This is a genomic window from Bacillus sp. FSL K6-2869 (genome assembly GCF_040869405.1).
In the GTDB taxonomy this organism is placed as follows: Bacteria; Bacillota; Bacilli; order Bacillales; family Bacillaceae; genus Bacillus; species Bacillus altitudinis.
Window position 1 is genome coordinate 569,041 of sequence record NZ_CP152035.1, and the last position, 22,112, is coordinate 591,152.

A 22,112-nucleotide genomic window follows, 5' to 3' on the forward strand; every position below is an offset into this window, starting at 1 on the left:
ATTTTTTGTCAATAAATTTTGTTCTAAAAAAGAGAGATTTTTTTGGGAATTTCGGATGATTTTTGAGTATATCCTCAAGAATCCTTGCTACAAGAAAAACAGGATATCGACCATTAAAAAAGACCAGCCATTGAGCTGGTCTTTCCAAATAGAATCCGATCATAATGTCGAAATATCAATCACAAACCGATAACGCACATCACTATTGAGCACACGTTCATATGCTTCATCGACTTGGTTTGCGTTGATCACTTCAATTTGTGGTGCGATTTTGTGAGCAGCTGCGAAATCGAGCATTTCTTGTGTTTCTTGGATGCCGCCAACGAGTGAGCCGGCGATGCTGCGACGTCCAGTAATTAATGAAAACACATGGAAGTTGTCTGGCTTTGGTGGTGCACCGACGTTTACTAATGTTCCGTCAACACGAAGTAAGGACAAATAGGCATCCACGTTGATATTGGCAGAGACGGTATTGAGAATGAGATCATATTGACCGGCTAGTGTCTTAAACGTATCAGGGTCACTTGTAGCAAAATAGTCTTTTGCACCAAATGACAGCGCCTCTTCTTTTTTATTCATAGAGCGGCTTAATACAGTCACTTCTGCGCCAAGTGCGCGTGCAAATTGAATGGCGACATGACCTAGACCGCCCATTCCGACAATCGCCACTTTTTTGCCAGGCCCAGCCTTCCAGTGTTTTAACGGAGAATACGTTGTGATGCCGGCACAGAGAAGAGGGCTGGCGACATCGAGGGAGAGCTGGTCAGGAATATTGACAACAAATCGTTCTGTCACAACAATTTTCTGACTGTAGCCGCCGTAAGTTGGTTCTCCATCATAATCCAGGTTATTATAAGTTTGAACGACTCCTTTCTTGCAATATTGTTCATCTCCATTTTGGCAATATTCACATGTACCGCAAGAATCGACAAAACAGCCGACGCCTACACGATCACCAATGTTGAATTTCGTGACAGCATCCCCAACAGCTGAAACAACTCCAGTAATCTCATGACCCGGAACCATTGGGAAAATACCGCCGCCCCATTCATCAAAGGCACTGTGGATATCTGAATGACAGATCCCGCTAAACTGAATATCAATTAAAATATCATGTGGACGAAGTGCTCTTCGTTCAATGGTTGTCCGTTCAAAGTTTGCTTTTGCATGAGAAACACTTAAAACGTTTGATTGGTGTGTCTGACACATTCTTGATCATCCTTTCAAAAGTAAGATTCGGTCCTTCCTCTATACTGTACGTCTTAAAGTGAACTTTAAGTCAACATAGAACCCTCTGATCGCCTCAATTCAGGCTTTAGCATCAACCTTGAATCAAGATTTGAGCCAAAAGTATCTTGTCTTCTCGATTAAAATGGAGATGATGGGAAAAGGGAGATCGTCAAGTAAGAGAAAGAAGAGAAGGGTGAAAACAATGAAAATAGCACAAGCCGCCAAGCAGCTCGATTTATCTACTGCTACGCTCAGGTATTATGAGAATATAGGTTTAATTAGACCGATCAGGCGTGATGAAAATGGTGTTCGAAATTATACAGAAGAAGATATTCAGTGGATAGAATTTATTAAATGTATGAGAAATGCGGGTCTGTCAATTGATGCTCTTAGAGAATATACGGCTTTATTTATCGAGGGAGAGGATCGTACATTGTCCTCAAGGAAGAGGATTTTGGTCAATGAGAGAGAAAGACTCGTAGACAAACAAAAGGAAATCGAAGAAACGATTAAACGGTTAGATTACAAGATCGAAAGTTATGAAGATATTATCCACAGTTATGAACAAAAACTAGTTCATCAATTAAAAACGAGCTCTATTTAAATGAAGAAAAACCTGTGACTTGTCACAGGTTTTGTGATGTGGTTATCTTTTTGTGTAACGCACCCAATTGTAATGAGCGTAAAGTGGAGTAACACCGTTGTAGGAGCCGAGCCATTCATCGACACCTGCACCATTCCATAAGTTCATCATAATCTTTCCCGGTGTTTGAGGGATTTGAGTAGTAGCCGAATGTTTTAATTGACCATCCACATACCATTTAATCGAGTTAGGCTGCCAGTCGAACGCATATGTGTGATAAGAGTTTGCTGCATCAAAACCAAGGTTGACGATTTTTTCATGATTTCCGACACCATTGGTATAATAATTAAACTGAACCTTTGTCGTATCTTTTCCTAGAAATTCGATGTCGATTTCATCCCAAGGCGTACCATCAGTCGGTCCCGTATAAGTAAAGAACGAAGACACGATCCCAACATTTTTGGCTGGTTTCATGTTGACTTCATATAGCCCATAGCCGTACGTTTGAACGGAGCGGTTTTCTCCGCAGTCAAACTTATTATAGGAGGGACTTGTGAGCGATAATCGCATTTCCCCTAACGACGTCATGGAGACATTGTTTGCGCGCCACGTACAGTTAAACATATTTCCGTTCGAGTACCCATCGGCTTTTTGCCATAACCCGGTATTATAGTTGTTGAACGGTTCATAAAACGACCCGCCCGTTTGTGCCGAGGCACTTGCAGCAAATGTGGACAAACTTAAGAATAATCCAGTGACAAGCAGCATCAACATTCGTTTTACACGGTAAGACATGTAGGCATTCCCCTCTCTTTTTTTGAAAGCGTTTTCTTTTTGATCATACATGATTCTCTCAAAATGGAAAATCGGTCTAAATAATGATAAACAGTGTGTTTTTTTAATAGAATGAAAAGAAAATTGATAGGTAAAAAATAATGATTGACAAAGCGGACAGTTGTCCGTAAGATAATACCGGTACAATTGTCCTAATGAAAATGAAAGAAATTTGATTTACACATAGAGATATATGCAAGGTGGATGAAGGTAAAGAAGGTGAAGCATCATGGAAAAGGATATTGGAAAGGAAATTGAAGAGGTCGCTTTTTCTTTGTTTCAAGAGTTTGGTGTAGAGAATGTCAGTATGCATAAAATTGCTAAAACAGCTGGTGTTGGACAGGGTACTCTTTACCGCCGATATGCCAATAAAAGTGATTTATGCCTTTCGATCCTTGGAGAAAAATTTGAACAACTGATCCCTGCGTTGCATCTTTACTTAAGTAAAATCAGTGATCAGCCGGTTCGTGAGCGTTTACGATATGTTCTTGAAGAAATTCATCTCATCGTCGGTCATCATTTAGATTGGATTCGTATGCTCACAATCTCTGGGAACTTAGAGCAGACAAGTAAAGTATATGATTGTCATTACAGTCAATCACTCAAACAAATCATTCGTGATTTGCTCGAGGAAGCGAAAGTAAAGGGAGAAGCGAACATACAAGACATTGAGTTGACGACATTATGTATGTCCTCTCCAATGACGCCTGAACTCATGTTCTATATTCATGAATCTGGCTACTCAATCGAAAAAATTGCACAATTCGCTGCGGAAAAACAAATTTTATCTGTTTTTCAACGACAATGAAGTGGCTCATTTCTGACTAGCCTGACTTCCTAAGATTGCTCAATATTGAAAAAGAAAAGGAGCCAACATAATATGAACAAACAGCAAACAGCAGCTTCCGACATTCGAACGCTGCCCATTATTATTTCATTTATCACAGCTGGATTTATTGGACTGTTTAGTGAAACGGCACTCAACATGGCGCTGAGAAGTTTAACATTAGACTTTGGTATTGAAGCAACGACTGCTCAGTGGCTTACAACCGGCTATTTATTAACACTAGGGATTCTTGTTCCAATTTCAGGCCTCATTCTTCAATGGTTTACAACAAGACAGCTTTTCATAACTTCACTGGTCTTTTCGATCATCGGTACATTTATTGCGGCCGTTGCACCAGTCTTCAGTATTTTAATGGTGGCGCGTGTGGTGCAGGCAGTAGGAACAGCCTTGCTCCTTCCATTGATGTTTAACACGATTTTGGTCATCATTCCGCCTCATAAAAGAGGTAGATCAATGGGGATTATCGGTCTTGTCATTATGTTTGCCCCAGCAGTTGGTCCAACGGTCTCTGGTCTTATTCTTAAATCGTTAACATGGCATTGGATTTTTTGGATTTCGCTTCCGTTATTAGTTGCTGCACTCGTATTTGGGTATATTTTTATGCAAAATATTACGGAACCCACAAGACCGAAAATCGACATTTTATCGATTGTGCTATCAACCATCGGTTTCGGTGGAATTGTGTATGGTTTTAGCAGTGCCGGTGAAGGCGGCGGCTGGAGCAGTATGCATGTGATTGTGGCGATTGTTGTAGGTGTCATTGGCATTCTTGTGTTCTCTCTAAGACAGTTAAACATGAAAGAACCGATGTTGAATTTAAGCCCATTTAAATATCCAATGTTTGTGATCGGGTTACTTCTGATTTTAGTGTGTATGATGGTGATGCTGTCTGCTATGATGATTTTGCCATTATATCTGCAAACGTCCTTGGCACTTTCTACATTTACAGCAGGTTTAATGCTATTACCAGGTGGAATTATCAATGGACTGTTATCGCCAATCATGGGTGGGCTTTTTGATAAATTTGGGCCGAAGTGGCTTGTCATCCCAGGCCTTGTCATCGTTGCAGCGACCATGTTTGGCTTCACGAACTTAAGTGTGAATACGTCCATCGGTTATATCGTGACGCTTCATATTACGTTAATGATAGGAATTGCGATGATCATGATGCCTGCCCAAACAAATGGATTAAATCAGCTGCCACCAGAGCTATATCCGCACGGTACAGCGATTATGAATACATTGCAGCAAGTGTCAGGAGCGATTGGGACTGCGGTTGGTATCTCGATCCTTTCATCAGGAGCGCGCAGTTTTATGGAAAATGTGGCTGATCCCGCAAATCCAGTCAATAAGCTGCTCGCCTTTACAAATGGCGTCCAGCATGCCTTTATCTTTGCTGTCATTATGACAGTGATTGGTTTGGTGATTGCTTTCTTTATTAAACGAGTGAAAGTAGAACAACAAGTATCATAATATATGAAAAGCACTGAGGACTTAGCGCCGCAGTGCTTTTTTTATTTACTCATAGGGGTGAATGTTTGTTTCAAAGGAGCTGTAAATGGGGAGATAGATAAAAAGCAACGACTCTCTGACGACATTGAAGGAAAAGGCGAAATTCGTAACGAATGGATAGGGATAAAAGAATAAGATAGGAGCTGAGATCATGAACTTAGACGAACAAATTAAAATGGCTGAGTCATTGCGTCAACCAGCTGAAGATTCATTAGCTGGTCAATCAGAATTAAAGCCAGTCCACCCTCCTGAAGTGAACAAAATGGAATATGATATCCCAACGGGTGCTGGTGAAACAAAGGTGTGGGTATTTAAACCTGTGAAAACATTGAAACAACCCCTTCCTGTTTTCGTGAATTTGCATGGGGGCGGTTTTATACTTGGAAGTGCTGAAATGGATAATCATTGGTGTCCGGTCATAGCAGATCGTGCGGAGTGTATCGTCGTCAATGTGGAGTATCAGCTGGCACCGGAACACCCTTTTCCGGCCGCTCTTCATGAATGCTACGATGTGATGAAGTGTTATATGAGCATCCTGATGAACTACAAATAGACCCAAATCGATTAGCCATTGGCGGACATAGTGCAGGTGGGAACTTGGCAACAGCGGTTTGTCTGCTTGATATCCAAAAAGGGAACAAACTTCCGATTGTCTATCAAGTGCTTGACTATCCACCGCTTGATTTGGCTACTGATCCAGCACAAAAGCCAGCGTTTGAAGAAGCAATTCCAGTTGAAATGGCGAGACTGTTTAATGCCTTCTACCTGCAAGGTCAAGATCCGCACAATCCGCTCGTTTCTCCAGTCTTTGCAGAGAGAGAAGTGTTAGCACAAATGCCCCCAGCTCTTGTTATCACAGCTGAGAAGGATTCACTAGCTGAAGAAGCTGAGCATTATGCAGGCAAGTTAAAAGAAGCAGGGGTAGATGTCACATACAAACAATTTAAAGGAGTCCCTCATGCGTTCACTCATGCCGGAGACTTAGAGATAGCTGAAGAGGCTTGGCATCTGATGAGCGATCAGCTTAAGAAGGCGTTTGAATAAGAAATATTCGGATATCAGTAAAAAGCACAGACCTTTTTGGGACTGACCCCATAAGATGAGACAAATAAAAACACCTTCAAGTTTGAAAACGGATCGTTGTAATCCGAAATAAAACATGGAGGTGTTTTTTCTATGGGGACAAGAGTGAGTTATCCGGTTGAAGTCAAGCAGAAGGCTGTAGAAATGAGATTGGCAGGCGTATTTATGAAAGAGATCATGCAGGAATTGAATATCAAGAATAAGACGCAGGTTCAGACATGGGTGAGGTGGCATAAGGCTGGGGATACACACCGGTTCGAACAGCCTGTTGGAAAACAATATACCTATGGAAAGGGTCCCGAGTACTCTTCCGAATTAGAGAGACTGCAGGCAGAAAATCGCTATTTGAGTCAACAGAATGAAGTTTTAAAAAAGTACAACGAATTGGAAAGGAAGTTGATAAGGAAACGTCAATCAAACTAGTAGAAGAATTGTGCAAAATGATGACAGTACAGGACATTTGTGTCCATTTAGGCATCTCTCGCGCTTCGTACTATAGATGGAAAAAAGATCTGACTCAGAATCATTCTAAAAAACAATTAGAGGAACAAATCGGCACGTTGTGCCGAGAGCACAAGTATCGATATGGATATCGAAAAATCACAGCCATACTAAAAGTGAGAATGCTTATTAACCATAAAACTGTTCAACGTATCATGCAGAAAAACCAGTGGCAGTGCCGGGTTAAAATGAAAAAGCGTAAGAAAAATGGGCATCCCTATGCTGTGGCTGGTAATATACTGGATCGGAACTTTCAGTCTGATCGCCCTCTTGAAAAACTAGTAACGGACATCACGTATTTGCCTTATGGACAGAAACAATTGTACCTTTCCAGTATATTGGATTTATATAATGGAGAAGTGATTGCGTTTACGATTGGTGATAAGCAGGACACAGACTTTATTTTAAACACACTTGATCAGCTCCCAGCACTGCCTGAAAACTGTGTGTTACATAGCGACCAAGGTTCTGTGTATACATCTTACGAGTATCAGAAAGCTGTTCATATAAAAGGCATTACCATGAGCATGTCCCGTAAAGGGACGCCCGCTGATAATGCCTCCATCGAATCGTTTCATTCCTCGCTAAAGTCTGAAACGTTCTATCTTAACAGCATTGATCGAACTACGACCACCATCGTAGAACGCACTGTCAAAGAATACATTTATTATTATAACAACATTCGTATTCAAACAAAACTAAACAACCAATCACCGATCAACTATCGGCAATTGGCTGTATAAAGGTGTTTTGATCCCTGTCTCAAAAACGGGGGTCAGTCCCTTTTGTCTGTGCTTTTTTTGTGTTCTTGCTGACGTCTTGAAAAGAAGTGTAGATACAACAATCGCAGCAGTCGATATAATAGTAAGATAGAAGACATCTAAAAAGGAGCTAATAGAATGAAAAAAGAGACACTACAGGCATTTTGTCTTTCTTTACAAGGAGCAACCCACGACTATCAACCTGAGTGGCAGGCAGATCGTTATCATATAGGTGGAAAGATGTTCGCCATGATGGGGGGAGACGTCGATCGCAAGCCAGTCATCACTTTAAAATGTGATCCGCAACGCGCTGAAGAATTAAGAGAAATGCATGAAGGAATTATTCCCGGCTATTACATGAATAAGACGCATTGGAATTCTATTTATCTTGATGCAGATATTCCATCTTCATTTGTCGAAGAGCTAATTGAACATTCCTATCAACTGGTTTTTCACAAATTAACCAAAAAAGCTCAGCAGGCTATCCTCCAACATGATTCAACAGAAACCGATTAAATGCTGAACGTTCAGTTGTTCATGTCTCTTTGAATCTCTTCAAAATTGACTAGAGTCACATGCTCTCGCTATACTTTAAACAGCTAGAAGATACGAATAGGGGGATATACAATGGGCTATACAGTCATTACAGGGGCAAGTTCAGGTATTGGGTATGAAACGGCTTTGGCCTTTGCAGCAAGAGGAAAAAATCTGATCTTAGCTGCACGCCGGCTTGATAAACTCCAAGAACTGAAAGAAAAGATTCTAGAAACATATCCCGATATTCAAGTGAAGGTCCAGTCTGTTGATTTAACAGACAGAGAGCAAGTGTATTCTTTCTATGAGTCATTAGCTGGTGATGAGCTGGATACGTTCATTAATAATGCTGGGTTTGGCCATTTTGGTTCAATAGGAGAGCAGGATGTGAAAAAAATTGGGGACATGCTTCATCTCAATATTGAAGCGTTAACAATTTTATCCACTCTGTTTGTCCGTGATTATGAGCAAAAAGAGGGGACGCAGCTAATCAATATCTCTTCAAGAGCGGGTTATACCGTCGTCGGCAACGCTGTCACTTATTCAGCCACGAAATTTTATGTGAGCGCCTTTACAGAAGGGCTGGCCCTAGAATTGAAAGAAAAAGGAGCCAAATTACAGGCAAAAGTATTAGCGCCTGCTGCGACAGAATCGGAATTTGCAAAGCGTTCATTAGATGTCGATCAATTCGAATATGAAGGCACTATCAAGAAATATCACACATCAAAAGAAATGGCAGCGTGCTTGCTTGAGCTTTACGACAGTTCAAAAACAGTTGGTATCGTTGATGGGAAGACATTTGATTTTGAATTGAAGGACCCCATTTTTTCACACGCTGGCACAAGCATGAAATAAAAAGTTCCAATCACTGAGATAGATTCTCTTAGCGATCAGCAGGATACCGAGCCGAAAGATGTCTTGGATAATGTGGAGCACTGTCAACACATACTAGAATAGATAAAAACACCTATACATTAGGTGTTTTTTTATACTTCTTTGATGAATGAAAGAATCGCAGGTCCAGTAGATGAGACTGCTGACAATCATGATCGGAAGGGATGTGGAGCTCTCAATTCCATCCATAACAAAAAGCATGACAATCATTGCTATCAGTAAGTAAGCCGCTAAATAAAGAGGATCAAAAGCCTTGGGCTGTAAAGAAAACAACAACTGTAAAGGTACCGCAAAGATGAAATAATAAACAAAAAAGACGGGAGTGTAAAACATCATAAACGCAGGCTCGCCCTGAATCGGTGGATACAAACATACGAACAAGCTGAGTAAAATGGAACTGAAGAATAGTGTGAGTAGGATTTTGTAAAATGGTTGAACGGAACGCACTGTATGTACTCCTTTTTTGTAATATTTCCTATATTTTATCATAAATGGGTTGAGAACAATTTCTGAAGTCAATTTAGGTATTATGGTATAAATAAATTTTGATAATAGTGCCCTTTTTCCTTTATTTGGTTCTGTGACTTTCACCTCATGCTGATGAATGAAGGAATGGTATAAAGTAAACCCTATAGACAGATAATTATTCATCACATTTAAGAAAAGAGATGATCTTATGAACGTAACAAAATGGTTTGGTGCTGCCCTTCTTTCTGTTTCACTATTGGTGACCGCAGCTTGTGCGAACGATAGCACTCAAGAGAATAATCAAAGTAATCAAGAAAGCACTACTAGTGAAACAAAAGAAAAAAACACGGCTGTTGAGACAGGGAACAAATCTTTATCCAACATTAAGGTGCTGGCAACAGGCGGAACGATTGCCGGTAGTTCAGATAGTAATACAGATACGACTGGATATAAATCTGGTGCACTTGGAATCGATAAAGTCATTGCTTCCGTACCACAGCTGAAAGATATTGCAAATGTCACGGGTGAGCAAGTAGCGAACGTCGGCAGTGAAAATGTGGATAACGCTCTTCTTTTAAAATTAGCGAAACGAGTCAATCAGCTTTTAAATGATGATCAAGTGGATGGCATTGTGGTGACACATGGTACAGATACTTTAGAAGAAACGGCCTATTTTTTACATTTGGTTGTAAAAAGTGATAAGCCAGTGGTGGTCGTGGGTTCCATGAGGCCAGCATCTGCCATTAGTGCGGATGGCCCGCTTAACCTGTATCATGCAGTGAAAATTGCTTCGACAAAAGAAGCCAAAGGCAAAGGTGTAATGGTGACATTAAATGACCGAATTGCCTCTGCTCGTTTTATTACGAAGACAAATACCACCACAACCGATTCGTTCAAGTCTCTTGAGCAAGGGTACATTGGAGAAGTGGCGGGTGAAGTTGTCTCTTTTTATAACGAACCGACAAGAAAACATACAGCTGACAGTGAATTCGATATTTCAAAGCTAAAAGAGCTGCCGCAAGTGGATATCTTATACGGCTATCAAAATGATCAAAAGTATGTGTATGATGCTGCGGTTAAAGCAGGAGCGAAAGGCATTGTCGTTGCCGCCGCAGGAAATGGAACGATGTCAACAGAAGCGATCAATGGGGCAACAGATGCAGTGAAGAAAGACGTGGTGATCGTGAGGTCAAGCCGTGCAGGAAATGGCATTGTCACACATGAAAAAATGGATGATGAACATCATTTTGTCTCATCGGATTCATTAAATCCACAAAAAGCCCGCATTCTACTCATGCTGGCTCTGACGAAAACAAAAGATCCAGATAAAATTCAATCCTATTACGAGCAGTATTAAAAAGAAAAAGACCCGACGTATCATTGGGTCTTTTTTTATATGTGTACCTGATGTTCAGCCCGTTTTTTTAAAGAGAGTAAAATGTCTCTCCAAACATCATCTATATCAGTAAGAAAATGTCCTGCTTGCTCGATATAGTGCGTTTTGGCGTTTGGAATGTTCGGAGCCATTCTTTCTATCTCTGCAAAAGGGGCCATCTGATCCTCTTTTCCATGCCAGACATCCACAGGGATTTGTATATCTTTCATATCGAATGCCCATGACCGTGAGAGTAAATCTGGTTCATGAATACATTCATCAACCGATTGACGAGTAGCTTCGTATAAATGCATCATCATCAGCTCCAGTTGCTCATCGGTTTGAAGAAATTGCCGATCCGATGGATGTAAATGTTTGTTCCCTTTTTTCGTTAGTTTCTTGAATTTCTCTGGTTTCTTTTCAATTAGTTTTTTCTGAGCGCGATAACTTGCCTTTAAGAGCCAAGGCATTCTTTTACTGAGGAAAAAGGCAATCTTGTTCTCTTTTAGCATACTTTTAGGCGGTTTACCATCCTGAAATGGAGTGGTACTTGAGACGAGAGCAGCCGAAAGAATGCGATCTGGCAATTGATAGGCACAACCAGCAGCGAATGCCCCGCCTCCAGAGACACCAATCACTGAAAAATGGGAGATGTCAAGATGATCGGCCACTTCCTGTACGTCTTTTGCCCAGTCTAAAATGGTACGGTTAGGTTGCGGATCAGATAAACCAAAACCAGGTCTGTCTAAAGAAATGAGACGAATGCCAAGCTCTTTTGAGATTGGATCATCATCTAAAAACATCACTCTCGATCCAGGTGTCCCATGAAAAAAGAATACTGGGAATCCTTCAAGATCACCGTATTGAGACAAACCAATATGACGTCCATCTTGCAAATGAATCCTATCCATATGATCATCCCCTTCATCGTTTATCGTTTATCTAGCTTACATATTCATGCATGAAAGGCCGGGTTAAGGCGTTTCTTTCGCAATTTGATAGATTTTTTCGTAAAGCGATAATAATGTTTTTAGATCTTCTTTTGAAAGCTTGGCATAGTATTTTTGAATAAGATGTAGCTGAATTTTTTCAATATCTTTATGATAGTCATGGCCCTTTTGAGCAAAATCAACAATGATTTCTCTACGGTTATGTGGATTAATCTCTCTTTTCACATATCCAAGCTGTTCAAGCTTTGATATGAGCTGGCTAGCGGCACTAGATGAAATGGAGAAATAATCAGCTAGTTCATTGATTGTTCTCGTCTTCGACCGCAGCAATTCAAGTGTCAGTTCTTGTTTGCTTGTTAAATCTGCATACTCATTTTTTAAGAATCGTTGATACTCTTCTACATAGATAGAGCCTAGCGCGTTTGAGTACTCAATGATTTTTTTGCTGTAATGAATGATATCCTCATCCAATGACTTCACCTCTTTTCTCCTATATTATATGTGATCTTAATATTTAAGTGAAGTTAAATATTAAGAAAAATTAAATAAAAGAGGGATAGATGTGATGAGAAAATGACCTCTACCTCCACTTTCTCATCAACAATGGACAAAGAATACTTCCTGTTATCCCTAAGCATTCATAAAACATAGTTGGTTTGATTTTGAACATGTAGTAGGCTAAGGTGGCAATGAATAGATCATAGAAGAAAAACAAGTATACGTCCTTTTTGGTGATGGCATAAATGATCGTTTTGTTTGTTTTCACTTAGATTCACTCCTTAGGAAGTCGATGCCTTTTTCATTGTATTATGGGCGATCTCCATTTATAATAAAAAAATAAACCAACTGGTCGGTTTTATTTGTCCGTGTGAAGAAATGCAAGGTAGAAGGGATTGTTCATAGATGACAAGTACACAAAGCGGGGCTGGAAAAAGTGAAAAGACGAAGCAGAAGATTGTCACCGCTTCACGTGATTTATTTGCGAAAAAAGGATATTCCGAAACATCCGTGCGAGATATTCTAGAGGCGGCTGAAATTAGTAAAGGCAACCTTTATCATCATTTTAAAGGAAAAGAGTTTTTGTTCCTTCATATTATGGAAGAGGATCATCGATTCATGATGGAGACGTGGCATGAAGAGAAACAAACGCTGCACCGGGCCATTGATAAGCTCGCAGGGTTTGCAGAGCTGCTTAGTCAAATGGGGATTAACTATCCTTTAATGAGAGCAAGTGAAGAATTCTGTGCCAGTGCATTTACATCAGATGAAGTCATGGAGCGGCTGAACAAGATTGATGTAGACTTTGATGATGTAATGCGAGACATCCTGCTTGAAGGAAACGAAGATGGCAGCTGGTCGATTCAGCATGTTGAATCAAAAGTGAAAATATTACTTTCTGTATTCTATGGATTAGACGTGTTATATAAAAATGACACGATGCAGCAGAAAAAGGAATTACAAAAAGAGGCGATCTCATTGTTTATTCACGGAATCAACCATCATGAGTAACAAGTGAGTCAGTAAAGGGGAAACAAACATCATGCAAAAACCGATTCGTGAGCAAAAAGCGGTACTTGTTATTTTATTAAGTAATATATTTATTGCGTTTTTAGGTATCGGTCTGATTATACCTGTCATGCCGCTCTTTATGAATGTCATGCATTTAACGGGCAGTACGATGGGATATCTTGTGGCGGCGTTTGCTGTTGCACAGCTTATCGCATCACCTATTGCGGGAAGATGGGTAGACCGATACGGAAGAAAGATCATGATTGTGTCTGGGCTGTTTCTATTCGCGTTATCAGAACTCGTTTTTGGCTTAGGAACACACGTATATGTTCTGTATTTTGCAAGGGTTCTTGGCGGCATTAGTGCAGCATTTATCATGCCGGCTGTCACTGCCTATGTCGCTGATATCACAACCGTTCAAGAAAGATCAAAGGCAATGGGGTATGTATCCGCTGCTATTAGTACCGGATTTATCATTGGCCCGGGAATTGGCGGATTTATTGCAGAATATGGCGTTCGCCTGCCGTTTTTCTTTGCAGCAGGGATTGCATTTATTGCTGTGATTTCGTCTATGTTTATGCTGAAGGAACCATTAACAAAAGAAGAGCGAGAGAAACAAATGGATCAAGTGAAGGAATCGAGCTTCTTTAAAGACTTGAAAAAATCGATTCATCCAAGCTATCTCATCGCCTTCATCATTGTCTTTGTGCTGGCGTTTGGACTATCTGCATATGAAACGGTCTTTAGCTTGTTTACAAATCACAAGTTTGGATTTGGTCCGAAGGATATTGCGATTATCATTACCGTCAGTTCAATTGTAGCCGTCATCATCCAAGTCCTCGTGTTTGGTAAAATGGTGAATGCGCTTGGGGAGAAACGAGTTATTCAACTATGCTTGATTGTTGGAGCAGTTCTCGCTTTTGTTTCCACAGTCGTGTCAGGCTTTATGGTTGTGCTGATCGTGACGTGTGTGATTTTCCTTGCGTTCGATTTATTGCGCCCTGCACTCACGACCTTCTTATCAAAAATCGCTGGCAATCAGCAAGGATTTGTCGCAGGGATGAACTCTACCTACACAAGTCTTGGTACGATCTTTGGCCCGGCACTTGGCGGCATTTTATTCGATCAAAATATTCATTTCCCATTCCTGTTTGCAGGTGTTGTCTTATTTCTTGGATTGGGCTTAACCCTTATTTGGAAGGGGAAGGCGACGGTTGAATCTGATTAGATTAGGGGCTCTAACTAGGGCTCTTTTTTTTGTTCCTTTTGGATAGATGATTGAAAAATAATCACAAGGTCCCTGTTGATAAGGTGTTATACATGTTAATCTAATACATGTTTTACCAAAATGCAGGAGGAGGATTTTCAATGCAAATTAAAGAGATTTTTTATATTCGGTGTATCTCGTGTTTGAGTGTTGTGCTCATTCATGCAATAGCCATTTTATCTAGCTCTCATTCATCATCTATTCTTGTAGCACTACTCATGTTCAGTACCCCGAGTTTTATTTTCATTTCTGAGTTTTTATTGGCTCATGCTTATCCGAATGGTACCCCTAAAGGATTTATGTGGAAGAGGGTGAAAGCCATCTTTTTCCCATTTGCTTTTATTGGGATTGTCGATGGTTTTTTGCATTCGGCATCTTTAAATGGAGGGGCAGTTGACTTTTTTAAAAGAGCTTCAGCAAATGTCTTATTGGGAAATTATATTGGTTATTTTGTTCTGATTATTTTTCAATTTTACTTTTTGCACATGTTTTTTCACAAAATGGCTAAGCGTACCTCAGCTAAATGGGTATTGCCGATCTCCTTTATCATCACAGTTGGTTATTTAAGTGTCATGAACCTCGTCAAAATCCCACAACCTCAATTACCTAATCCAATGTTCGGCTTAGAATGGATTCCATTTCCAGGGTGGTTGTTCTATTTTTGTTTAGCCTATTATTGTGGAGCGAATTATCAGCAGTTTATCACAAGACTTCATCGTTTTAAGTATGCCGTGTATGGACTTGTTTTGATTTCAGCAGCGACCCTTCTAAGCAATTCATATGTAGGCTTTTTCGAGTCTTCTTCTAAGAGGCCAGACGTTGTTCTTTATACAGTCAGTATTGTCTTCTTATGTTTTCTCTTGTTTTCTAAAGTGAAAAGCGTTCCACCTTTCGTAGCTGTCATTAGTCAATATTCATTCACCATCTATTTGCTTCACGGGTATTTTCTAGGTATCTCTGTGTTACTATGGGGACAATTAAAAGATTATCCATTCTTTGTAGGGACAATCATAACATCAGCACTTGCAATTGCTGGACCTATCCTATTGTCACGGATAGCAAATCATTATAAATATGGCTATATGTTTGTCGGTAAAATCAACAGAACGAGGCGAAAAACAGTCGCTTCATAAACGTTTTAAAGGGGATCTTAAGAAGATGCCCTTTTTTTGTTGCCTAAAAGTACAATGCTTCTTGCCCGAAAGTACAATTTCAATCGACCATCTCATTGCTTAGAATAAAGAGATCAAGTTCACGAAGTTGAAGAAAAAGGAGTAAGTGAATGGCAAAATTTTTATATCATTTAGGAAAAAGTGCATTTTCTAAGCCGAAACGGATGATTATCGGTTGGTTACTTGTTTTAGTAGCTGTTGTGGCGGCAACAATAGGGACAGGAGTTTCATTTAATGGCGATATGTCGATTCCAGGAACAAAGTCAGAAAAGGCAATGGATCTCTTGGAGAAAAGGTTCCCAGCAGGTGATGATGGCGGGACGATTCGTCTGATCTTTAAAGCACCTAAGGGTGAAACATTAGAAACAAAAAAAGTAAGAAACAAATTGAACGAAACGATCAAAGAAGTCAAAAAGGATAAAGCAGTCAAGCAAGTGACGGATTTATATCAGACATTTGCTATTAGTAAGGATAAGAAAATAGGGTATGCGGATATTACATACCGGGTAAAGGCGGATGAGGTAAAAACATCCTCAAAAGAGAAAGTATTAGATAGTATTAAGATTTCAAGAAAGGCTGGCATCCAAACAGAATTAGGCGGCTCCGTCACATTCTCAGAAATTGAGGTAGGCGGGATTTCGGAAGTCATAGGTATTGTCATGGCCTTCTTTATTTTAGCCTTTACCTTCGCTTCACTATTGATTGCAGGACTACCAATCTTGACGGCTGTCATTGGGTTAATAATCGGCGTGATGGTCATATTAATTACCTCAAATTTTGTTGAGATGTCTGCATTTAGTCTTACATTAGCTGTGATGATTGGACTTGCAGTAGGAATTGATTATGCATTATTTATCATTTCTCGTTATCGACAGTTATTAGCAGAGGGTTACGAATTGAAAGAAGCAGCTGCTAGAGCTGTTGCTACAGCAGGCAGTGCTGTATTGTTTGCAGGTGTTACCGTCGTAATTGCACTATGCGGACTTGTATTAGTCGGTATACCATTTTTAGGCGTTATGGGTCTTGTAGCTGCATTCATGGTACTATCAGTTATGCTTGTGTCTCTCACAATTGTTCCTGCCATACTAGGGATTCTTGGTGATAAAGTAAGCCCTTCAAGAAAGAATAAATGGTTCTCTAAATTACAATCTCAACAAAAAGAAGAAGCCACAGCTTGGGGAAGGTTTATCAAGAAGTATCCAGGTAAGATCATCTTAGGTGTCATTGTATTGACTGGTCTACTCAGTTGGCCAGCACTTCATATGGAGTTGGGTCTTCCTGATAACGGCATGAAGGGGAAGGAAACAACTGAACGTAAGGGCTATGACCTGTTAGCAGAAGGGTTTGGTAAAGGGTTTAATGGGCCACTGGTTGTTATCATTGATGCCTCCCGTGCAAATAACGCAATGAAATCTATTGAGAAAACAACAAAAGTATTAGAGAAGATGGATGGCATCAAACAAATGGCACCGCCTGTTCCTAATCCATCGGGTAAGTACGCCATGCTGACCATCTTACCGAAAAGCGGTCCAGAAGATAAGGCGACAAAGCAATTAGTCAAAGATATACGAAATGAATCTAGTCAGACTGCTGCAAAGTATGATACGAAATTACTTGTTACTGGTTCTACGGCAGTTAATATAGATATTTCAGATAGACTCAGTGAAGCGTTACCGAAATTTGCAGGAGTCATTATTGGATTTGCTTTGATTTTGATGATTCTTGTGTTTAGATCCTTCCTTGTTCCATTAAAAGCGGTTTTAGGATTCCTTATGACATTGACCGCTACACTAGGTTTTTCAGTCTTTGTTTTACAGGATGGACACCTTGCGCCATTGTTTGGAATACCAGCAAATGGCCCATTGTTAAACTTTATGCCTGTACTAGTGACAGGAATATTATTTGGTCTTGCAATGGATTATGAGGTCTTTTTAGTCAGTCGAATGAGAGAAGATTTCCTTCTATCAGGTGATGCGAAAAAGTCCGTTGTATCAGGTTTGAAGCACAGTGGAAGAGTAGTGACTGCCGCAGGCTTAATCATGATCTTCGTCTTTGCTAGTTTTATCTTTGCAGATGACTTGATTATCAAAACAATGGGGTTAACGTTGGCATTCGGTGTTCTGTTTGATGCATTTGTCATAAGAATGACTTTTATCCCAGCTTGTATGATGCTGATCGGACGAGCTGCTTGGTACTTACCCAAATGGTTTGAAAGCTGGCTTCCACGTATAGACATTGAAGGTGAGTCTATTTCTCAGAAGGATGAGAAAGAAGAGAAGGTGATTTAGTCACTGATAGTCTTACATGGTATGATTGATGATACCGCCATTACCTCGATAAAGGGTGGGCGGTATTTTTTGAGTGAATATGAGGCTCGGATGGTGATATTTATGGCGAAACGACGGATAGACCCTTTTAATGAAATGATCTATTCGCGAATTCCAACATTATTATGGGTCATTCTTGTTTATATTGCAGCAATGATATTTCAGTTTATAACCACCCCATTAGCACTTTCTGGCCTGTTTTTTTCTGCACTTATTGCCGTACATCTGATTCTGCATTGGTGGTCATTTTACTGGTTTCGGCAGAATCCATGGGTATATTTTCTGATTCAAGGAATAGTGATTTTACTTTGTGTTTCAGTCATGCAGGCGGCTTCCCCTGTGATCTTAATTGGTCTGTTACCGGTACTAATAGCGCAAAGTATTGGGGTATATTATCATACATTGAAGGTGATTTTGACAGGGCTTAGTTTTTATGTTCTTTTTTTTCTTGCCCTTATTTTGGTCAATGATACAGATGATTTGACCGTATACATTCCTATTTTGTTTTTGATTCTGATTGTAGTCATCGCATACTCCATTTTATTTTTTAGACAAGTCAAAGCTAGAATTCGTACACAAACATTTTTAAAGGAACTTGAATTGGCACATCAACAAGTGGAAGAGCTGACACTTGCTAATGAGCGTCAAAGAATGGCGAGAGATTTACATGATACCCTTGCACAAGGGCTGGCAGGTATTATTATGCAGCTAGAAGCGGTCCATGCCCATTTAGAGAATCAGAATGTTGAGCGTGCTCAAAGCATTATTAAAGGTTCAATGAGCCATGCGCGGACGACATTAGGTGAGGCGAGATTGGTCATTGACGACCTTCGAACATACAGCCAGGATCAATATGACTTAGCTGATTCTGTGAAAGATGAAGTGAATCGGTTTAGGACGGCGACGAATATTCCAGTTCATACAAAAGTGGCTGTCTCTTATCAAGTGTCCCCTTTCCTCATCGAACATACTGTATACATTGTCAGTGAATGTTTGACGAATATTGCCAAGCATGCCAAAGCAAGTAAGGTCGAATTGATGATGAAGCAACAAGATGATCACATCTCCTTGCAAATCACAGACAATGGAGTGGGTTTTGAAGAGAAAAAACAAGAATCCACTTCCGGGCATTACGGTCTAATTGGTATGTCAGAACGTGCCCGACTGCTTGATGCACAGCTACACTTGAAAAGTGAAAAAAATGAAGGTACACAAGTGACGGTAACCATACCTTTGAAAAAGGAGTAAAAACAATGTCTTATCAAATTGTGATTGTCGATGATCATTTTGTTGTTAGAGAAGGATTAAAATTAATTCTTGAGACAGATCAACGATTTGATGTTGTTGGTGAAGCAGAAGATGGAGCAAAGGGTTTAGATATCTTGAAAGAGAAGGCTCCAGACCTTGTATTACTTGACCTCAACATGTCTAACATGAGTGGGCTTGAGATGTTAAAAGAGATGCAGTCTCTTCAATTAAAAGTGCCGGTCCTGATTCTCACTACCTATAACGAAGAGAAATTAATGATTGAAGGGCTGCAACTTGGAGCAAAGGGCTATCTTTTAAAGGATGCCAGCAGAGAAAATTTATTTTATACAATTGAAGCAGCTATCAGAGGGGATATTCTTCTTCAAGCAAACGTCGCTGCTAAAGTATTTGAATCACCAGAGCATCAAGTGACTCCGACCCATTTGAAAAAAGAAATAAACATGCTGACTGAAAAAGAGATGCTTGTCTTACAAGCAGTGGCTAGGGGATATCGAAGTAAGGAAATTGCATTTGATATGGGGATTTCCGAGAGAACTGTCAAAGCTCATTTAACAAATATTTATCAAAAGCTGGAGGTCACTTCAAGAGCGGAAGCAATTAAAGCAGCAGTGGAATTAGGGGTGATTCATTTTTAGAGAGAATGAGTTAGCAGCAGAATAATAGACAAGAGACCTTTCAAATAAGGTCTCTTTTTTTTAAGGCTGCGGCTTCAGGTGATTCAGTGCCTGCGCCAGTTTTTGATTTTGTTGCTTTTTGTAAAACAGAAAGGCGATGATATGGCCTACTAATGTGAGAAAGGCTATACCGATAAAATAAGGCATGATCCATTCGAGCAGTGCAGTCGAATATAAAGCGACGGCTCCTACTTGAAACCCTAAATTGACGACAGTGGAGATGAGAATGTTGGTGGGTGCTGGAAAGGTAAAGTAGTTCCATAGTAAAGGATACATGACCCCAAAGACGATGCCTGCCAGAGTACCGATGCCAATGATGTGCCACACGTAATGAAAAGGGATAGAGGATGACCATTGAGTGATTGACAGGATGAGTGTCAGCCATACGATAGAGACAAAAGCTGTTTGCATAAATTGATGTTTTAGTTCCTTGATCATTTGAATCGCTCCTTTATATATTTGGCGTAATGACGACTGACGGTGTAACTGTTTTTCGAGATGGTTTCGACCTCTAAGCGAGCGTACGTACCAGCGACAAAACTGTCGACTTGCGCTAAATTGAGAATGACTGCATTGTTGATACGATAGAAATGTTCACGCTCTAACGACTTCAGATCCTTCAGCCGTTTACTGAGAAAATACGTCGTACCCTGAGTCGTGATCACCTTTGACAGATGTCCAAGCGCAGAGATCGCTTCAATTTGTTCTAATGGTAAAAGAGACTGCCGATCATTTTTTGGATCTTTGACCGTTAGAGATGTACTAGTCTCCAGCATTGATGCCATCTTTTGTAAACGTTCTTGATTATGTGGATGGCTGATGACGTCTACTTCCGTCACATCCTTTTCTTGATTCCAGATCAAACGAAATTTCATCCATAAACCTCCTCTCACAATGAGCATAGCAATAGATGAAAGCGAATGCGATTGAATGTTGCTTTGATGCAGAAGAATTCTTTTTGTTGCAAAGATTCACCGCGTGTCTGCGGCTTTCCTTTATAATGAAAAGATACTCGTTCGTGAATGGAGGAATGATGTTGTATCTTGTAGATCAACAAAGGACAGGAGCGGTAAAAGAGGAAATTCGGCGGATTGATCCTGCCTATCCAGTGTTCGTAGATGCGATACTCGATGGCGTGATACAAGGAGATTTATATGTGGATCACCGAGATCACCCGTGTGTCTATTTTGCAGGGACTACAACCGGCATTTATTATGTCGCAGGCAAAACAGAAGCAGCACTCTCATTATGTTCAACGTTCATTGTGGATGTTTATAAAAAGCAGAAAAGAGATAACAGACGGTTCACTTTGTTTTCAGCAAATCCAGCATCAGATGAGATGATGAAAAAATGCTTCGGTTCCCAACTGAATGAAATGCAAAGACATGCGTATTCTTATGACTTGACCTCTCCTGATCTGATTGTGCCTGATCAAGACGAAATGATCAAACGCACGAATGAACAAGTCATTGCCGCAAGCAAAGTATTCCCATCCAGCTATTATGAAGCATATTGGGGAGGAGTAGATCACTTTTTATCTAATGGCGTCGGAGTTGCCATCTTAAATGGTGAAGATGTGGTCAGTGAATGTATCTCTATTTTTTTAAGTGAAAAACGTGTGGAAATCGATATTTGGACAGATGAAGCCTGCCGTGGAAAAGGGTTGGCTTTGTTAGCAGCTCAGCAAATGATCAGCATCTGTGTTGAAAAAGGGAAGACACCGCATTGGGATTGCGATGTCCATCATGCAACCTCGGCAAAATTGGCAGAGAAGCTAGGTTTTCAGTGGACAAAGACGTATCGCTTATTTTATGCCTCACGCTGAAAAGGTTTTGAGATACCAAGCATCCATGGCAGAATGCTCTGAGCCTTCAATCGGTGCAGGAAGAAGAGAGAAGTCATACCGTTGATAAAGACCAGTAGCAGCTGTTAATTCACTGCGGGTTTCTAAATAACAAGCATCGTAGTATGTAGCAGCATATTGCAGGGCCGTATCCATCAGTTTCTTGCCCGCACCTTTGCCTTGTGCTTTTGGGCTTAAATAAAGCTTTTGCAGCTCACAAATGCCATCTGTGAAAGGGGCAATGCCAACGCCACCAACAATTTCACCATGTTCTTCGGCAATCCAATAGGCTGCATGAGTCAATGATTGATAGTATTCGAAAAGCTGATCAAGGTGTGGGTCTGTGTAGGCTGTACCTTCAATCGCAAGATTCGCTGATTCTAATGACTGGCGGATAATGGCCGCGATAAAAGGATTGTCCTGCTTTTGAATCGGTCTGATATTCATTGGAAAAACCTCCATTGTCATAGGATAAAAAA

The 22,112-nt window shown here is 40.3% G+C and carries 23 protein-coding genes and 1 pseudogene; 15 read left to right on the forward strand and 9 right to left on the reverse strand.

The features are described from left to right. Window positions 1-159 precede the first annotated feature (159 nt). Entirely contained in the window at window positions 160-1,209 is a 1,050-nt protein-coding gene (locus tag MHI58_RS02770; RefSeq protein WP_041507134.1) for an NAD(P)-dependent alcohol dehydrogenase, read from the reverse strand. A gap of 223 nt (window positions 1,210-1,432) precedes the next feature. Here MHI58_RS02770 and MHI58_RS02775 point away from each other — a divergent pair, with 223 nt between their 5' ends. Then, the gene (locus MHI58_RS02775; protein WP_045035252.1) at window positions 1,433-1,834 is read left to right on the forward strand and encodes a MerR family transcriptional regulator; all 402 of its coding nucleotides are present in this window, start codon (window positions 1,433-1,435) and stop codon (window positions 1,832-1,834) included. 42 nt (window positions 1,835-1,876) lie between these two features. Here the strand turns inward: MHI58_RS02775 and MHI58_RS02780 are convergent, their stop codons facing one another. Then, window positions 1,877-2,608 carry a glycoside hydrolase family 16 protein gene (locus MHI58_RS02780; protein ID WP_041507160.1) on the reverse strand — a complete coding sequence of 244 codons (732 nt, stop codon included), beginning with the start codon at window positions 2,606-2,608 and terminating at the stop codon, window positions 1,877-1,879. Between the two features lie 268 nt (window positions 2,609-2,876). On the opposite strand from MHI58_RS02780, the gene MHI58_RS02785 reads away from it, so the two are divergent. The 6 genes and pseudogenes from MHI58_RS02785 (at window position 2,877) to MHI58_RS02810 (ending at window position 8,740) form a co-directional block, all read left to right on the forward strand. Beyond that, window positions 2,877-3,455 (forward strand): TetR/AcrR family transcriptional regulator, encoded by a 579-nt coding sequence (locus tag MHI58_RS02785; protein WP_039169846.1) that lies wholly within the window; start codon window positions 2,877-2,879, stop codon window positions 3,453-3,455. Between the two features lie 72 nt (window positions 3,456-3,527). Beyond that, window positions 3,528-4,967 (forward strand): DHA2 family efflux MFS transporter permease subunit, encoded by a 1,440-nt coding sequence (locus tag MHI58_RS02790; RefSeq protein WP_045035253.1) that lies wholly within the window; start codon window positions 3,528-3,530, stop codon window positions 4,965-4,967. Between the two features lie 190 nt (window positions 4,968-5,157). After that, window positions 5,158-6,050: pseudogene (locus MHI58_RS02795) on the forward strand (alpha/beta hydrolase). Between the two features lie 132 nt (window positions 6,051-6,182). Further along, window positions 6,183-7,333 (forward strand): IS3 family transposase gene (locus MHI58_RS02800; RefSeq protein ID WP_156351405.1). Its coding sequence is split into 2 segments (ribosomal slippage): window positions 6,183-6,456 and window positions 6,456-7,333, totalling 1,152 coding nucleotides; the frame shifts between segments, so codons are not numbered across the junction. Window positions 7,334-7,489: 156 nt separating this feature from the next. Further along, complete coding sequence (locus MHI58_RS02805; RefSeq protein ID WP_045035188.1) at window positions 7,490-7,867, forward strand: MmcQ/YjbR family DNA-binding protein; 378 nt, start codon at window positions 7,490-7,492, stop codon at window positions 7,865-7,867. A gap of 111 nt (window positions 7,868-7,978) precedes the next feature. Next, the gene (locus MHI58_RS02810) at window positions 7,979-8,740 is read left to right on the forward strand and encodes an SDR family oxidoreductase (protein WP_041507603.1); all 762 of its coding nucleotides are present in this window, start codon (window positions 7,979-7,981) and stop codon (window positions 8,738-8,740) included. Between the two features lie 93 nt (window positions 8,741-8,833). On the opposite strand, the gene MHI58_RS02815 is transcribed toward MHI58_RS02810, so the two are convergent. Continuing rightward, window positions 8,834-9,430: a UPF0715 family protein gene (locus tag MHI58_RS02815; protein ID WP_324606730.1), complete on the reverse strand. Its 597-nt coding sequence runs from the start codon at window positions 9,428-9,430 to the stop codon at window positions 8,834-8,836. Window positions 9,431-9,455: 25 nt separating this feature from the next. Between MHI58_RS02815 and MHI58_RS02820 the strand changes: the two genes are divergently transcribed. Further along, on the forward strand, window positions 9,456-10,604 hold the full coding sequence (locus tag MHI58_RS02820) for a type II asparaginase (protein ID WP_007496435.1): 1,149 nt from the start codon (window positions 9,456-9,458) through the stop codon (window positions 10,602-10,604). Window positions 10,605-10,639: 35 nt separating this feature from the next. On the opposite strand, the gene MHI58_RS02825 is transcribed toward MHI58_RS02820, so the two are convergent. The 3 genes from MHI58_RS02825 to MHI58_RS02835 all read right to left on the reverse strand — a co-directional run bounded on the left by MHI58_RS02825 (window position 10,640) and on the right by MHI58_RS02835 (window position 12,338). Then, on the reverse strand, window positions 10,640-11,533 hold the full coding sequence (locus tag MHI58_RS02825) for an alpha/beta fold hydrolase (RefSeq protein ID WP_045035190.1): 894 nt from the start codon (window positions 11,531-11,533) through the stop codon (window positions 10,640-10,642). Window positions 11,534-11,596: 63 nt separating this feature from the next. After that, a complete protein-coding gene (locus MHI58_RS02830; protein WP_192876920.1) occupies window positions 11,597-12,043 on the reverse strand; it encodes a MarR family winged helix-turn-helix transcriptional regulator in 447 nt (148 codons plus the stop codon). 109 nt (window positions 12,044-12,152) lie between these two features. Continuing rightward, on the reverse strand, window positions 12,153-12,338 hold the full coding sequence (locus MHI58_RS02835) for a hypothetical protein (RefSeq protein ID WP_024719177.1): 186 nt from the start codon (window positions 12,336-12,338) through the stop codon (window positions 12,153-12,155). A gap of 137 nt (window positions 12,339-12,475) precedes the next feature. Between MHI58_RS02835 and MHI58_RS02840 the strand changes: the two genes are divergently transcribed. The 6 genes from MHI58_RS02840 (at window position 12,476) to MHI58_RS02865 (ending at window position 19,751) form a co-directional block, all read left to right on the forward strand. Continuing rightward, window positions 12,476-13,081, forward strand: coding sequence for a TetR/AcrR family transcriptional regulator (locus tag MHI58_RS02840; RefSeq protein ID WP_007496429.1), 606 nt, complete (start codon window positions 12,476-12,478; stop codon window positions 13,079-13,081). Between the two features lie 31 nt (window positions 13,082-13,112). After that, window positions 13,113-14,309, forward strand: a complete 1,197-nt coding sequence (locus MHI58_RS02845; protein ID WP_045035191.1) for an MFS transporter — start codon at window positions 13,113-13,115, stop codon at window positions 14,307-14,309. Window positions 14,310-14,449: 140 nt separating this feature from the next. Continuing rightward, entirely contained in the window at window positions 14,450-15,481 is a 1,032-nt protein-coding gene (locus tag MHI58_RS02850; protein ID WP_045035192.1) for an acyltransferase family protein, read from the forward strand. 149 nt (window positions 15,482-15,630) lie between these two features. After that, window positions 15,631-17,808, forward strand: a complete 2,178-nt coding sequence (locus MHI58_RS02855) for an MMPL family transporter (RefSeq protein WP_045035193.1) — start codon at window positions 15,631-15,633, stop codon at window positions 17,806-17,808. A 102-nt stretch (window positions 17,809-17,910) separates the two neighbouring features. Next, window positions 17,911-19,095 carry a sensor histidine kinase gene (locus MHI58_RS02860; protein WP_045035204.1) on the forward strand — a complete coding sequence of 395 codons (1,185 nt, stop codon included), beginning with the start codon at window positions 17,911-17,913 and terminating at the stop codon, window positions 19,093-19,095. Between the two features lie 5 nt (window positions 19,096-19,100). Next, window positions 19,101-19,751: a response regulator transcription factor gene (locus MHI58_RS02865; protein ID WP_045035194.1), complete on the forward strand. Its 651-nt coding sequence runs from the start codon at window positions 19,101-19,103 to the stop codon at window positions 19,749-19,751. 60 nt (window positions 19,752-19,811) lie between these two features. Here MHI58_RS02865 and MHI58_RS02870 read toward each other — a convergent pair whose 3' ends face one another. Beyond that, window positions 19,812-20,228, reverse strand: a complete 417-nt coding sequence (locus tag MHI58_RS02870; RefSeq protein WP_045035195.1) for a hypothetical protein — start codon at window positions 20,226-20,228, stop codon at window positions 19,812-19,814. Further along, entirely contained in the window at window positions 20,225-20,665 is a 441-nt protein-coding gene (locus MHI58_RS02875) for a LytTR family DNA-binding domain-containing protein (protein WP_024719172.1), read from the reverse strand. Before MHI58_RS02875 ends, MHI58_RS02870 begins: the two co-directional genes overlap by 4 nt. Window positions 20,666-20,826: 161 nt before the next feature. On the opposite strand from MHI58_RS02875, the gene MHI58_RS02880 reads away from it, so the two are divergent. After that, window positions 20,827-21,615 (forward strand): GNAT family N-acetyltransferase, encoded by a 789-nt coding sequence (locus MHI58_RS02880; protein WP_045035196.1) that lies wholly within the window; start codon window positions 20,827-20,829, stop codon window positions 21,613-21,615. Here MHI58_RS02880 and MHI58_RS02885 read toward each other — a convergent pair. Further along, entirely contained in the window at window positions 21,607-22,080 is a 474-nt protein-coding gene (locus MHI58_RS02885) for a GNAT family N-acetyltransferase (RefSeq protein ID WP_008346715.1), read from the reverse strand. The two genes, MHI58_RS02880 and MHI58_RS02885, sit on opposite strands and share 9 nt — an antisense overlap. Window positions 22,081-22,112 lie beyond the last annotated feature (32 nt).

Coding starts and splice junctions, on each gene's coding strand:
- MHI58_RS02770 (WP_041507134.1), bottom strand. CDS start 1,209: ATGTGTCAGACACACCAATCAAACGTTTTAAGTGTTTCTCATGCAAAA.
- MHI58_RS02775 (WP_045035252.1), top strand. CDS start 1,433: ATGAAAATAGCACAAGCCGCCAAGCAGCTCGATTTATCTACTGCTACG.
- MHI58_RS02780 (WP_041507160.1), bottom strand. CDS start 2,608: ATGTCTTACCGTGTAAAACGAATGTTGATGCTGCTTGTCACTGGATTA.
- MHI58_RS02785 (WP_039169846.1), top strand. CDS start 2,877: ATGGAAAAGGATATTGGAAAGGAAATTGAAGAGGTCGCTTTTTCTTTG.
- MHI58_RS02790 (WP_045035253.1), top strand. CDS start 3,528: ATGAACAAACAGCAAACAGCAGCTTCCGACATTCGAACGCTGCCCATT.
- MHI58_RS02805 (WP_045035188.1), top strand. CDS start 7,490: ATGAAAAAAGAGACACTACAGGCATTTTGTCTTTCTTTACAAGGAGCA.
- MHI58_RS02810 (WP_041507603.1), top strand. CDS start 7,979: ATGGGCTATACAGTCATTACAGGGGCAAGTTCAGGTATTGGGTATGAA.
- MHI58_RS02815 (WP_324606730.1), bottom strand. CDS start 9,430: ATGAATAATTATCTGTCTATAGGGTTTACTTTATACCATTCCTTCATT.
- MHI58_RS02820 (WP_007496435.1), top strand. CDS start 9,456: ATGAACGTAACAAAATGGTTTGGTGCTGCCCTTCTTTCTGTTTCACTA.
- MHI58_RS02825 (WP_045035190.1), bottom strand. CDS start 11,533: ATGGATAGGATTCATTTGCAAGATGGACGTCATATTGGTTTGTCTCAA.
- MHI58_RS02840 (WP_007496429.1), top strand. CDS start 12,476: ATGACAAGTACACAAAGCGGGGCTGGAAAAAGTGAAAAGACGAAGCAG.
- MHI58_RS02845 (WP_045035191.1), top strand. CDS start 13,113: ATGCAAAAACCGATTCGTGAGCAAAAAGCGGTACTTGTTATTTTATTA.
- MHI58_RS02850 (WP_045035192.1), top strand. CDS start 14,450: ATGCAAATTAAAGAGATTTTTTATATTCGGTGTATCTCGTGTTTGAGT.
- MHI58_RS02855 (WP_045035193.1), top strand. CDS start 15,631: ATGGCAAAATTTTTATATCATTTAGGAAAAAGTGCATTTTCTAAGCCG.
- MHI58_RS02860 (WP_045035204.1), top strand. CDS start 17,911: ATGGCGAAACGACGGATAGACCCTTTTAATGAAATGATCTATTCGCGA.
- MHI58_RS02865 (WP_045035194.1), top strand. CDS start 19,101: ATGTCTTATCAAATTGTGATTGTCGATGATCATTTTGTTGTTAGAGAA.
- MHI58_RS02870 (WP_045035195.1), bottom strand. CDS start 20,228: ATGATCAAGGAACTAAAACATCAATTTATGCAAACAGCTTTTGTCTCT.
- MHI58_RS02875 (WP_024719172.1), bottom strand. CDS start 20,665: ATGAAATTTCGTTTGATCTGGAATCAAGAAAAGGATGTGACGGAAGTA.
- MHI58_RS02885 (WP_008346715.1), bottom strand. CDS start 22,080: ATGAATATCAGACCGATTCAAAAGCAGGACAATCCTTTTATCGCGGCC.